Annotated in this window: 10 protein-coding genes; 7 read left to right on the top strand and 3 right to left on the bottom strand. The window is 70.6% G+C overall.

Annotated elements, in window-relative coordinates; genetic code table 11:
- Positions 1-20 precede the first annotated feature (20 nt).
- From BLU55_RS01190 to BLU55_RS01170, 5 genes are all read left to right on the top strand, one after another.
- Positions 21-932, top strand: coding sequence for a DUF4397 domain-containing protein (locus BLU55_RS01190; RefSeq protein WP_091725244.1), 912 nt, complete (start codon positions 21-23; stop codon positions 930-932).
- Positions 929-2,083, top strand: coding sequence for a glycosyl hydrolase family 8 (locus tag BLU55_RS01185; RefSeq protein WP_157682664.1), 1,155 nt, complete (start codon positions 929-931; stop codon positions 2,081-2,083). Before BLU55_RS01190 ends, BLU55_RS01185 begins: the two co-directional genes overlap by 4 nt.
- Positions 2,080-2,721, top strand: coding sequence for a class F sortase (locus BLU55_RS01180; RefSeq protein WP_197681060.1), 642 nt, complete (start codon positions 2,080-2,082; stop codon positions 2,719-2,721). The genes BLU55_RS01185 and BLU55_RS01180 overlap by 4 nt, the downstream gene beginning before the upstream one ends.
- Entirely contained in the window at positions 2,718-3,230 is a 513-nt protein-coding gene (locus BLU55_RS01175) for a GtrA family protein (RefSeq protein ID WP_197681059.1), read from the top strand. The genes BLU55_RS01180 and BLU55_RS01175 overlap by 4 nt, the downstream gene beginning before the upstream one ends.
- 612 nt (positions 3,231-3,842) lie before the next feature.
- On the top strand, positions 3,843-4,187 hold the full coding sequence (locus BLU55_RS01170; protein ID WP_091725243.1) for a hypothetical protein: 345 nt from the start codon (positions 3,843-3,845) through the stop codon (positions 4,185-4,187).
- 28 nt (positions 4,188-4,215) lie between these two features.
- Here the strand turns inward: BLU55_RS01170 and BLU55_RS19285 are convergent, their stop codons facing one another.
- The 3 genes from BLU55_RS19285 to BLU55_RS01160 form a co-directional block, all read right to left on the bottom strand.
- Positions 4,216-4,725, bottom strand: a complete 510-nt coding sequence (locus BLU55_RS19285) for a hypothetical protein (protein WP_157682663.1) — start codon at positions 4,723-4,725, stop codon at positions 4,216-4,218.
- Positions 4,726-5,637: 912 nt separating this feature from the next.
- Complete coding sequence (locus BLU55_RS20105; protein ID WP_407938419.1) at positions 5,638-5,805, bottom strand: DUF2510 domain-containing protein; 168 nt, start codon at positions 5,803-5,805, stop codon at positions 5,638-5,640.
- Between the two features lie 269 nt (positions 5,806-6,074).
- The gene (locus tag BLU55_RS01160; RefSeq protein WP_157682661.1) at positions 6,075-7,730 is read right to left on the bottom strand and encodes a S8 family serine peptidase; all 1,656 of its coding nucleotides are present in this window, start codon (positions 7,728-7,730) and stop codon (positions 6,075-6,077) included.
- A 1,935-nt stretch (positions 7,731-9,665) separates the two neighbouring features.
- Here BLU55_RS01160 and BLU55_RS19590 point away from each other — a divergent pair.
- Both BLU55_RS19590 and BLU55_RS01150 read left to right on the top strand, forming a co-directional pair.
- Positions 9,666-10,358 (top strand): GAF and ANTAR domain-containing protein, encoded by a 693-nt coding sequence (locus tag BLU55_RS19590; protein WP_172833843.1) that lies wholly within the window; start codon positions 9,666-9,668, stop codon positions 10,356-10,358.
- Positions 10,359-10,622: 264 nt separating this feature from the next.
- A complete protein-coding gene (locus tag BLU55_RS01150) occupies positions 10,623-12,917 on the top strand; it encodes a diguanylate cyclase domain-containing protein (protein ID WP_197681058.1) in 2,295 nt (764 codons plus the stop codon).
- Positions 12,918-12,980 lie beyond the last annotated feature (63 nt).

Below are 12,980 nucleotides of genomic sequence, written 5' to 3'. Positions count from 1 at the left end.
CACCCCACAAGGAGCCTCTCGTGAACCACCTCCCCCAGACCACCGTCCCCCAGGGCCGGCGCACCGGACGACGCGCCACCGCCGTCGTCGCCACCGTGCTCGTGGCCACCCTCGTCACCCTCGCCGGCGGTCTCGTCGCCGCGGCCTCCGCCGCACCCGTCACCGCCGACCCGACCACGGGGTGGATCCGGGCGGGGCACCTCTCACCCGGGACCCCCAAGGCCGACGTACGACTGACACCGTTCAAGGGCGGTCGGACCCAGACGCTGAGCAACGTCGCGTTCGGCGAGCTCACCGACTACGAGCGCGTGCCCACCGGCCTGTACACCGTCTCCCTGGTCCGCGCCGGATCCCCGATGTCGGCGGCGCCGATGATCTCCCAGAACGTCCGGGTCTCCGAGGGGGCGGCCTCCACCGTGATCGCGACGGGCGAGGGCGAGCAGGTACGCGCCACCGTCCTGTCCGACGACCTCACCGCACCTCCCGCCGGGCAGGCCAAGGTCCGCCTGGTCTCGGCCGCCACCGACCCGGGGACCGTCGACGCCAAGGTCGTCGCGGGCCCCACCCTGGCGCAGGACGTGACCACCGGCTCCTCCACCGGGTACGCCGACGTGGGCGCGCAGACCTGGTCCGTCCAGGTCGCCGGCAGCGACGGCGAGGGCTCCGTGACCCGTCGGGTCCCCGTCGAGGCCGGGGGCGTCTACACGCTCGTCGCGCTCAACGACGCGCAGGGAGGTCTCGAGCTCAAGGCGGTCCAGGACAGCGGCAGCTCGACCGCCGCCGACGGCGCGATGCCCACGGGCGGCGTCGACACCGGAGCCGGCGGCCTGGCCGACAGCCAGGACGGCGGCACCGGCACCCTCGCGACCCTGCTGGCCGCCGCCGTCGCTGCTGGCGGCGTCCTCCTCCTGCGTCGCAGGGTGACTGCGTGAGGGGCCGCGACGACCGAGGCCGCGGCCCGTCCCGGCACCTCGTGCCGTGGGTGGCCGTCAGCCTCCTCAGCGTCCTGGTCGCGGGGGTCCTCGCCGTGGTCGTCACCCGGGGCGACGTCCCGGAGTCCGCGGAGCAGCCCCGCACCCCGTTGGCGGCGCGCGCCACCACGATCGACGCCCGGGCGTTCCTGGACACCTACGTCGACGCCGGTCGGGTCGTCCGCACCGACCAGGGTGGGGACACCGTGAGCGAGGGGCAGGCCTACGGCATGCTCATCGCCCTCGGCGCCGACGACCGGGAGGCCTTCGAGGAGCTGTGGCGCTGGACCCGGGAGAACCTCGGACGCGACGACGGCTTGATCAGCTGGCGGTGGCAGGACGGCTCCGTGGTCGATCCCTCCTCCGCCGCCGACGCCGACCTCGACATCGCCCGCGCCCTGGTGCAGGCCGGTGACGCGTTCGGTCGCCCGTCCTACGTCGAGGCCGGCGTGGAGCTCGGGCGGGCGATCCTGGACCACGAGACCGTGTCCACGCCCGCGGGCCTGGTGCTCGTGGCCGGCCAGTGGGCCACCGACGCGCCGTACTCCTTCAACCCCAGCTACGTCTCCCCGGCGGCGACCGACGTGCTGGCCCGGGCCTCCGGCGATCCTCGTTGGACCCAGGTGGAGCGAGGCTCACGCGCCGCCGTCGATTCCCTGACCCGCGACGGGCAGCTGCCCCCGGACTGGGCCCAGCTCGACGAGGACGGCACCGTCCGTGCCGTCAACGGACCCGGCGGCCAGCCGGTGCAGTACAGCTACGACGCCGCGCGCACGGTGCTGCGCCACGCCGAGTCGTGCGACCCCGTCGACCGCCGGCTCGCCACCGACCTGGCCGAGGTCGTGGCCCGCAGCGGCCGACCCGCCGTCGCCACCTACGACCTCGCCGGCTCGCCCCAGACCGATGTCTCGAGCCCCCTGGTCACCGTCGCGCAGGCCTCCGGCCTGGCCGCGGCAGGTCAGGACGCACGGGCGGTCGAGGAGATCCGCCGGGCCGGGGACCAGCAGCAGCAGTCCCCCACCTACTACGGGGACGCGTGGACCGTGCTGGGCCCGATGCTGCTCACCGACCCCGCCCTCGGCGGCTGCCCCCTCCTGGAGGACTCCCGATGACCCGCTTGCGCCCAGGCCTGGTGGCCCTGCTCGGCCTGGTGGTCGTCGCTGCCGTCGCGCTCGTCCTGCTCGTCACGCACCGCCCGGCCACCACCGCTCCGGTGCCGGACTCCCCCGTGGCGGCGCGAGCGGAACCGCCGGCCTCGACCTCCGCGTCCGAGGACCTCCTCGTCACCCCCGAGCGGTCCGGTGACGCCGCACCCGTCCGCGTCCGGATCCCGTCGCTGGACGTCAGCTCCACCCTCGAGGAACTGCGCACCGACCGCCGCGGCCAGCTCGAGGCGCCCCGCGCGTGGCAGCAGGCCGGCTGGTTCGCCGACGGCACCGCGCCCGGAGCGCCCGGCCCGGCCGTCATCGCCGGTCACGTCGACTCACCCGACGGGCCGGCCGTGTTCGCCCGGCTGAGCGACCTGCGACCCGGTGACACCATCGAGGTCGACCAGGCCGACGGAGCCACCGTCCGCTTCCAGGTCGACCGCACCCAGGTGGTCCCGAAGGACGGGTTCCCCACCCGGGACGTCTACGGCCCCACCCCGGACGCCCAGCTGCGGCTGATCACCTGCGACGGTCCCTACGTCGAGTCGGCGGGCGGCTACCAGGACAACTTCGTCGTCTACGCCAGCGAGGTGACCGCGTGAGCGCCCGCGACCAGCTCCGACGTGCCGGCCGACGGCTCGACCTGACCCGGCTGATGGGGTCCGGGGTGCAGCTCGTCGCCCGCTTCGGTCTCATCGGCCTGCTCGCCTTCGTGGTCGACGTCGGGCTGTTCAACCTCGCCCGCCACGCCCTGGACCTCGGGCCCCTGACGTCCAAGACCATCTCGGTGGCGGTCGCGACCACCGTCGCCTTCCTCGGCAACCGGTCGTGGACCTTCTCCGAGCGCCAGAGCCAGCACGGCGCCCGGACGGCGTACGTCCTGTTCTTCGTCTTCAACGGGATCGGGCTGGCGATCAGCCTCGGCTGCCTCTACGTCTCCACCTACCTGCTTGCGCTCACCTCACCTCTGGCCGAGAACATCTCCTCCAACGTCGTGGGACTGGCCCTCGGGACCCTGTTCCGCTTCTGGGCCTACGAGCGATGGGTCTTCCCCGGAGCCCCCAACGGGCAATTTGACGAGGAGCGCGACCTGGTCGACGCCCTCCGATAGAGGTCAGGACACTGGATCCAGGGTCCCGGCGGGAGCCTGGGCTTAAAGGTCCTGAGGGCCAGTTAGACGTACTTCAGTCGACTCAGTTGAGCCACCAGCCATGCCGATATGCTGGCGGTGGCGGCCTCCCGAACGATGGCCCCACCCACATCCGGGAGGCCGCCGCCATGCCCCGTCCGGTTCCTCGTCCCACCGGTCAGTCCCACGTCTGGCACGGGAAACCAGCTCTCGACGCTAGGAGGCTTTGGCACTGATCCACATCCACCGCGCACGCCTCGTTGGTGAGAACTTTCTTTACTCCGTCAAGGCACCGGCTCCGCCGGTGCGGCGCCCGGACTGCGGGCGGCGCTGGCGCGCCGTCCTCCCCGGCCGCGCACTGATGGGTCGGGCTAGCGCCTACGTGTACTGCTGGCGGCGCGGCGCACTTGCAACCGCCCAACTGCGCTAGGCAATGCTGACCAGCAAAGGTCCTGAACCGCTAGCGTCGGTTCGTGTCGTACCTCGTCGACGTCCTCCTCGCCATTGGCACAGGGATGGGCCTGTGGGCGGTGCTCCCGCGGGGGGGTCGTCCTGATTCGAGGGAAGGTCATCCGAGACCATGACGGTCGGCCGGTGAATGACACCTGGCAGTTGACGAACGACTCGCCGCTGTCGATCAAGATCACCAGCGCGAAGTACTACGCAACTGAGACCCTCAACGACCCCAACGGACCATGGCTGGACCTTCGACCGGGACTGTACGAGGAGCGCGGGCTCGACCTACACCTCGACGATGAGATGTCCGAGATGCAGCGAGTGGATACCGCAAGCCCCACGTGGCGCGGCGTGCTGATAAGGCCCGGCGACACCCTGACCGCTTGTGTGCCAAACCTGGTCGACTTGCGTATCAACTATCGCCGGGCGGGACTGTGGGGCCTAGCTGAACGGCGTTCGGTCTGGGTCCGCGGAGGGGTGTGAACAGAACTCGCCAGGCGGCGCCAAGCGATCAGCAGATCAGGGCTGGGTGTTCCCGCCGTTGCAAGTCGTAAGTCGAACGCTCCCAGTGACTGCCATACACGTCCGTGAATACGAGTGACACGCCCGCCGTCAACTCAAGGAAGACCACTTCGGTGCGTCGCACCTTGTAAGTGTCCTTGAGACGCTCCCCGGGCAGGACGACCCCATAGACGACCTCCATCATGTGAGGTGCGTCGTCAGTGCCGACCATCAGTACTGCGTCCGTGAGCGGGTATGCGCCCGAATTGTGAACCTCCACTTTGACCGGCATGAATCCACGGCCCCACCAAGGAGGAGCGCCACGCCGGTTTGGGCGCCAGATTGCCTTAACCCCTACCGCATGAGCCATGGCCTCGCGGCGCGCAGACTCGTCGTCGCGTTCTCGGTCCTGGGCGACCCGCGATTCGCGGGCGTTGTGCCGTAGTTGCCAGACCGCTGCCCCGAAACCGGCTGCGGTCGCCAACGCTCCGATCCACTCGGCCAAACTGCCCAGTTCCATGTGCACAAGATAAGACTCGGCACCGACAGCGCCCGCCTTCGTGTCGCAGAGAGCGACCTCCCAGCCGGAAGCGCATTCGCAGGTTAGGCGCGTGGATCTACCGGCATCCCCTGCCGCTGCAGTGTCCGGACCGGGCACGCCGCTTCAAGGCCGCTCCGCGTCGCTCTGCGATCGAGCAAGCTCGAGCCTTGACCCTGCGCCCCCGGCCCTGGTTCGGCGGCTATCAGGGGATGCCGGAGGTGTGGGCTGCCGGCACCCCTGAGCCACCGTTTATGCCATCCCAATCAGCCCGAACATGGGCCAGTCCGCGATCAAACGACCCAGGTCAACAGCCGGCCTTTGTGCAGGTCACAGCGGCATTGCCACCATCGGCGCCTCAACCGAGCAAACCGCCGTCGCTAATCAGCGGGTTCGGGGTTCAAGTCCCTGCTGGCGCACAGATCGATCGGAGGCCAGGCCCTGAGGGCCTGGCCTTCGTGGTTCCCCATCGCTTTCCTTCTTGGTCACGCTTGACGTGCCACCGTGGGGCACGGCTCCAGTGCGCTGTGGGGCTAACCGGCTCGGAGCGACGCTCAGCAGCGAGGGCCATGTGAGACACCGTCGAACAGCAGCGTGGACACGCCGGTGCCAGTGACCCCGACAGTGCGCCCGCCCTGACCGCGCGGCGCAGCTAGCAGGTCGGACGCGACCGCGCGCGAGTCGAGCAACGGACGTCCGAGCTCGTGGCACACATGGATCACCTCACCCGGGCAGGACCGCCAAGCCGCCCTACCACCGGGGCACGCGATGGCGGATGCCCTCCATGCAGGTGCGCGGACCATGTGGATCAAGGACTGCCGCGCACCTGATTCGTCATTGCAGCCGGGTCGGGCCCTGCAACCGAGGAAGCGGTGGCCACCCTCGTCAGGCCGGCTATGGACACTCCTCACCGTCGCTGCCCTCGTCGATCAGGCCCGTGCTGGCTGCAGAACCGCCATGTGCGCTGGCCGAGGTCTCCTGCGCACCAGGTGACCACCTCGTGCCGGTCCAGAAGCGATGGCGCAGTGGATGCGATGGGTCGAGATACCACCCACGCGCCACGGGTCTTGCCGACTTGTAGAAGGTCACTACGTCCACTGCCACCGCCCCGAATCAGTGCTGCCCGAACGAACAGGCGCGTCCCTGAAGATGTCGCCTCGACGTGTTCTCGATATGTGCTTCGCCCCGCTGGCCATGCCCGATCTCAACGTCGTGGCCTTCCTCGTGCGAGCACGACGCGCCGGCCCCAGGGAGGGGCGGCGAGCTGGGGGCGGCGACCCGACGGTGCCTCTTCGTGTCAGCACGCAACCCCTCCGGGTGTCACCTCGTCATCACGAGAGGCTGCGCCAGCTGCGTGCCTTCCACGACTCCTCGCGCCAGCTGCGGGCCTTCCAGCTGTTGCCCCGCCAGCTCCGCGCCTGCCAGACGTCGTCGGACCAGCCCTCGTCGGCCCACGGCTTGCCGCTCCACGAGTCGCCGGTCCACCTCACCCCGAGGACCTGCTTGTCCTTCCACTTCTCGCCGGTCCAGGCGCGCCCGTTCCACAGGCCCTTGGACCACGTGGCGCCCTGATGCTGGGCAGCGACCCAGGCGGCACCGTTCCACGCTGACCCGAGTGCGTCGATCTCTCCTGTCAGTGCGATCCCGGTCCCGGGGTCGACGACGTGCTCGCCGCCGCGGGAGGCTTCGAGCGAGCCGAGCCCGGTCGAAGCAGGCAGGGCGCTGGGAGCCACGTCCGGGGTGGCCTTGGACCTGACCAGCGCAAGAGCCGCAGCCACGTCGGTGACGCCGGCCCCCTGCGCGGGATCCGCCTGACCGAGCGGACGTGCAGTCCTCATCAAGACGGCCTTGACCTCGTCCGGGGTCAGCCTGGGCTTGGCGTCGAAGAGCAGGGCGGCCTCACCCGCGACGATGGCTGCGGCCTGCGACGTGCCGCTGCCGCGGAAGTATCGACCTTCGTCGTCGCCTGCCACCAGGCCCTCAGGGTGCTGCAGGTCAGCGTTCGACCCGGGGGCTCGCAAGGAGACCACGGACTTGCCCGGGGCGAGCACGTCCGCTCGACGCTCGTCGTTCCCGACGCTGCTGAAGTCGGCGACGGTGTCGTCGTCGGTGGCGATCGTCCCCCGGTGGTCGACGGCACCGACCGCGAGCACGTGCGGGTCGACGGCCGGCATGAGCAACGAGGACCCGTCAGACCCGTCGTTGCCGGCCGAGCTGACCACCAAGATGCCGTTGCGCCAAGCGTTCTCGACGGCCCGCGCCAACGGGTCGACCTGCCAGGACTGCGTCGAGGCGGTCCCGTAGGCCAGGTTCAGGACCCGGATCCGCATGCCCGCGTCGTCACGGTGCTCGACGACCCAGTCGATGGCGGCGATCACCTGGGACACGTCGGCACCACCGTCACCGGTGCCCACCTTGACGTTGAGGAGCTTGGCGTCGGGCGCCACCCCGGCGAAGAGGGAGGGATCGGGCCGCTTGGGATCGAACCCGCGGTCCGCGCCGGCGATGAGGCCAGCGAGGTGGGTACCGTGGCCGAACCCGTCGCGGTACCGGGTCCCGGCTTCCTGGCTCTCGAACGACAGATCTGGACCGTCGAGGAACCGTGCGCCGTCGTCGAGACCCGCCACCGGTGCCGTGCCCGTGTCCACCATCGCCACCGTGACGTCCTTGCCGGTGACGCCCAGCGCCCACGCAGCCTGGGCCCCGATGGACCTGGTGGTGGAGAAGGCCGAGCCCAGGTCCAGGGAGGCGTCCCAGGAACCGGTGCGCTTGCTCGCGCGCTTGCCCTGCTTGCTGGTGTCATCACCCCACTCGGTCTCCGCCACCCCGTTCGTGGCGTCGTCCGACCCGGTCGTCGTCGCCGTGACGTCGCCGCTCTCGAGAGGTGCGGCATCCGCTGCCGGACTCCCTGCCCACGCGACGCTCGTCAGCAGCGCGGCACAAGCCAGCGTGGACACGCTGGCTCGCTTCCAGGCGATGCTCCCCATGTGCATTCCCTCCAGAGAACAGTTCGAGTTGCGTGACACACCGATTCTCGGATCAATCCGACAAATCTGATATGGGAGCTTTTCGGTCCGGAATTCTGGACTAGACCGTCGTATGGACTTGCTTGACACGCTGCTGCGGCACCAAGAGGTACGGCGGCGCACCGCAGCCCGTTCGCCTCCAGCGGTTTGCGGGCGTGTGCGTCCCTCAGGCCCGCGTTGGTGACTGGCGTGCTGCGGCAGCGGTCGCTCACCCCGGCACCACCACCGGCTCATGTCGCTGGGGATCGACCAGACCAGGGCGGGTAGCTGAGTCCACGGATGCACGAGGCCGCGCTCTCCCCTGGTGCGCGAACGACGGAGTCAGTAGACGACGAAGGTCGAAGCGGAGCGAGACCTTGACAGGACCATCGGCTACCAGCCGCCAGACAACGTCGTGCCACAGCGGGCCACGTCGGCCCAGGGCCGGTACCGGCGATGCAGCAGGGGTACTCGCCTGTGTCGGCCATCCGCGTTCGAAGGTGCGCCAAGGTGCTGGGCAAGCCCGCTCCGACTCTCTGTTCTCAGCGGTCTGCGGGTGGCACCGGATCGGGGGTCCGTCGCACGCAACCGTTGTCTAGTGCCCGGAGGACGGCGGCTGCGGCGCCTGCCCGTGCGGCTTGAAGTGATGACAGTGGTGGTGAGGCAGCGGATACCGCTGGATCCGAGACTTCCCGGTGACGTCACGCACCAACCGCAGACCGGCGGCCCGAGCAGTCCGCCGCGCACCGGGTCGACCCGGCCGGCGGGCGCGAACGGGAGGCGCTGAGTCCGGCGGGAGGCCGGCTGCCGAAGGGCCCGTCCGCGGGCTGCCGTCCAGCGCGCGAGCCGCTAGCGGTGGTGAACTGCGCGTGCGGGCGGTCAGGTGCCGGCACCACCGTCTCCACCGACACCACCCCACGTGTGACCGGGCTGGCCCTGGTCTTGCTGGCCTGCGCCCAGGGGCCGGTCGCCCCTGCGAGCCTTGGCCCGATCCCTGTGCCACTGCCGGTTGAGGTCTGCGGAGCTCAGCGGCGCAGCCCGAGGGTCGGAGGGCGTGGCCGCAGGAGATCGGCGGGCTAGTCGGTCCCACACCGCAGCGATGAGGTTCACAGGAAACATGATGCGACTGGGCGGACGGACGGGGAAGGGGCATTCGATGCTGGTCGCGGGCTCTTGCGGCCCAGCAGGGGTGAGCGCATCCTGGGAGTGAGCCCAGGTCCACACGTGTGCCGATCCCGGGGGGCGGGACGAAGGAGCCTGGCCGTGCTCGTAGTGATCGTGCTTGTACTCGTCCTCGGTGCCGTGCTGCTTGCGGGCTACCGGTCTGACCGTCGGCACCGAGCCCGGGGTGAAGACACCCGCGTGCTCGCCGCCCGGTCCACGCGTGTGGCGGCGCGAGAGCGCCTGTCAACCTGGGACCGTCCGGGTTTCTGAAACGGCGGCTACGGCTTGGCCCGCGGCGTGGCGATGCCTCTCAGCCACCCATCAGCGACATCGCGGCCTGCGCAGACATCCCGGGCGAGGCTGAGCCACCGTTCATGCCATCCCCATCAGCCAGGAACCCCCAAGCCACCATCACGTGACAGTGGCCGACGGAGTGCACGTCAGCAGGTCGAACCGGCATCGCCACGGTCGGCGCCACAACCCGGCCAACCACCGCTGCTCATCAGCGGGTTCGGGGTTCACGTCCCTGCTGGCGCACCGAGAGGTCAGGTCCCTCCGGGGCCCGACCTGCGTCGTTCCCGGTACCGTCTCCGCGTGGTGGTTCGCACCAGGGCCGACGTCCCGCAGCGCGACATCGCGCACCGGCTCCATCCGGCCTTGACCTCGCGCCCGACAGCCACGAGGCTGCACCATCCTCGGTCTCTCTCGTGCCAGGCACGTCGCCCACCCAGGAGCTCACGAAGGGTCCGCACCTTGAACGACAGCATCGCTCGTGCCATCGCGCACGCCGCCAACCGCATGAGCGAGACGGCGACCGTGGAGGAGACCCTCGAGGTCATCGTCCGCAGTGCCGCCGAGGCCCTGCCGCACTTCGACCACGTGGGCATCGGCACCAAGGACGGCGAGGAGCCCATGCAGACGCGAGCAGCCTCCAGCGATCTCGTCCGCCAGCTGGACGACATCCAGAACACCGTGGGCCAGGGCCCGTGCCTGGAGAGCCTGCAGGGCACCGAGGTGATCGTCGCGCCCCACATCCACCACGAGCAGCGATGGCCGAAGTACGTGCCGTCGGCCGTGGCCATCGGCCTCCAGGCTCAGCTGGCGGTGCGGCTGCACCTCGACGCGAGCGGCACCATGGGCGGGCTCAACCTGTACTCGACCTCACGCGACCAGATCGCGGCCGACGACATCACCACCGCCGCCCTCTTCGCCACCCATGCCGCCGTCGCCCTGGGGAAGGCCCACGAGGTGGAGAGCCTGAGCCATGCGGTCGCCACCCGCCAGCTCATCGGCCAGGCCATCGGGATCCTGATGCACCAGTACAGCCTGGACGAGAAGTCCGCTCAGGCCTTCCTGTGGCGCGCGTCGTCGACGTCGAACGTCAAGGTGCGCGACATCGCCGAGCGGATCCTCGCCGAGGCCAACAGGGCCGGCGCCAGCACCTAGCAGCGAACGCGCGAGCGGTCCAGGCGCCTTGGTCTCGACGCCTGGACCTAGGGCCACGACACGCCGGCATGCGGCCACCCATCACCTGCGGTACCCGGTCGTCCCGCACGCATGACGCCCGGGCTGCGGTGGCCCGACGTCGCCCGGGTCCGACCCGCCCCCAGGAGGCGACGCCGTCGACGAATGACCCTGTCGGAACAGGTCAGGTCTCGTCCTCCTGTGCCGATGGTCCCTTTTGTCTGCTGTCGAGATCTTGGGGGAACCGTGACTTCTGCACCGGAGCTCGTCTCGTGGGTCGGGTCCGAGACCGGCCCGGCGTTCGACGACGACCTGCTGCGACACGTCCTCGACTCGCATGGTGTCCGGGCGACGTACCAGCCCCTGGTCGACCTCGACGACGGGCGCATCGTGGCCTTCGAGTCGCTCGCGCGGGGGCCCATCGGGTCCGCCTTGGAACAGCCCGACGCGCTCTTCGGCGCCGCTCGTCGTGCCGGTCGGGTGAGCGACCTCGACGCTGCGTGCCGACTGGCTGCGGTGGCCGGTGCGCGTGCGGCCGGGCTCGCGGCGCCGTACCGCCTGTTCGTCAACGCCGAGCCCGAGGCCCTCACGGCGTGGGAGCCCGAGTCGATGCACGCCCAGGGCGACCTGCCCATCACCGTGGTCGTCGAGCTCACGGAGCGCGCTCTCGCAGCCCGACCTGCGGAGCTCCTGCAGGCCGTCGCTCGGATGCGGACGCTCGGCTGGGGTGTCGCCCTGGACGACGTCGGCGCGGTCCCGGAGTCCCTCGCGCTGCTGCCGATGCTGCGGCCCGACGTGATCAAGCTGGACATGCGCCTGGTGCAGCAGCGCGCGACGGCCGACGTCGCTGCGGTGATGAACGCTGTCCACGCGGAAGCCGAGCGGTCGGGCACCGTGATCCTCGCCGAGGGGCTCGAGACCAAGGAGCACGTGCAGACGGCACGCGCCTTCGGGGCGACCCTGGGGCAGGGCTGGTTCTTCGGGCGGCCTGGTCCGCTGGTCGCACCGCTCCCGCCCTTCACCGGCCGACCGGTCGTGATCCTCAAGCACGACTCTCACGAGCCGCACCCCTCCCCGTTCGAGCACGTGGCGGCGTCGCGGACGGCCCGGCAGGCGGTCAAGCCGCTGCTCATCGAGGTGAGCAAGCAGCTGGAGGCCCAGGCACGCCACGCCGGTGACAGCGCCGTCGTGCTCTCGTCCTTCCAGAGCGCCCAGTTCTTCACCACGGACACGATCCGCCGCTACACCGACCTCGCCGAGCACACCGCCTTCGTCGGCGCGCTGGGTGAAGGCATGTCACCCGAGCCCTGCCCAGGGGTGCGGGGTGCCGTCCTGGAGGACGACGACCCCGTCCGAGGTGAGTGGGACATCGCCGTCCTGGGACCCCACTTCTCCGCGACCCTGGTCGCCCGGGACCTGGGCGACGACGGGCCCGACCGGAACCGCCGGTTCGAGTTCGTCCTGTCCCACGATCGTGAGCTCACCATCGCCGTCGCCAACTCCCTGATGTCGCGGATCTGGCCCGAGCCGCGACGCCTGGACCCGCCCCTCAGGACCCCCGACGCCCAGACGGAGGCCCTGGCCGCGCTGGCTGCCGCTGCGCACGAGCGCGAGTCGCAGCACGTCCTCGGCCATGACACCAGCATCCCCGCGGAGGTCTCGCCCCTCATCCTCGAGCGCGCGCTGGCCGCTGCCACCGCCGGCATCACCGTGGCCGACGTGCGCGACCCCCGGCACCCCCTCATCTGGGTCAACCGCGCCTTCACCGACCTCACCGGCTACACCTCCGACGACGTGCTCGGTCGCAACTGCCGGTTCCTGCAGGGGCCGGCCACCGACCCGCAGGTGGTCTCCGACATGCGCTCGGCCATCGCGGACGGCCGCGAGCTGCGGGTGCTGCTCCGCAACCTGCGCAAGGACGGGACGTGGTGGTGGAACGAGGTCCACCTCTCCCCCGTCATCGGGGACGGTGGTGAGCTCACGCACTACATCGGCGTGCAGAACGACGTCACCTCGCGGGTGGAGGCCGAGGAGAAGATCATGCAGATGGCCTACAACGACGCCCTGACCGGCCTGCCCAACCGGATCCGGCTCGCCGAGCGCATGGAGGTCAGCCTCGCCCGCGGCCGGGCCCACGACCGGTGCACCGGCCTGCTGTTCATCGACCTCGACAACTTCAAGCACGTCAACGACCAGTACGGCCACACAGCCGGCGACGACCTGCTGCGCCGGGTGGCCGCTCGACTGCGCAGCGTCGTCCGGGCCGAGGACCTGCTGGCGCGCCACGGCGGTGACGAGTTCCTGGTCCTGCTCAGCGACCTGGCACCCGAGAGCGCCCGCGAGGTCGTCGGCCGAGTGGCGGCCAGCATGACCGAGGCCCTCCAGGCGCCGTTCGACATCCCCGGGTGCCGCTGGACGGTGCAGGCCAGCATCGGTACCAGCGTCGCCCCCCACGACGGCCAGACCGCCGACGAGCTGCTGGGCCGGGCCGACTCGGCCATGTACGCCGTGAAGCAGACACGGGACGTCGCGCGCCACTGACGCCCCACCCGCAGCAGGCGGCCTCGAACAGCCGGGGCCACCGCACGAACGGTTCGGCTGCGG

The sequence above is a fragment of the Nocardioides scoriae genome, assembly GCF_900104965.1.
Lineage (GTDB): Bacteria > Actinomycetota > Actinomycetes > Propionibacteriales > Nocardioidaceae > Marmoricola > Marmoricola scoriae.
Note: the sequence above shows the minus strand (reverse complement) of the source record. Positions and strands in the feature narration are given on the sequence as shown.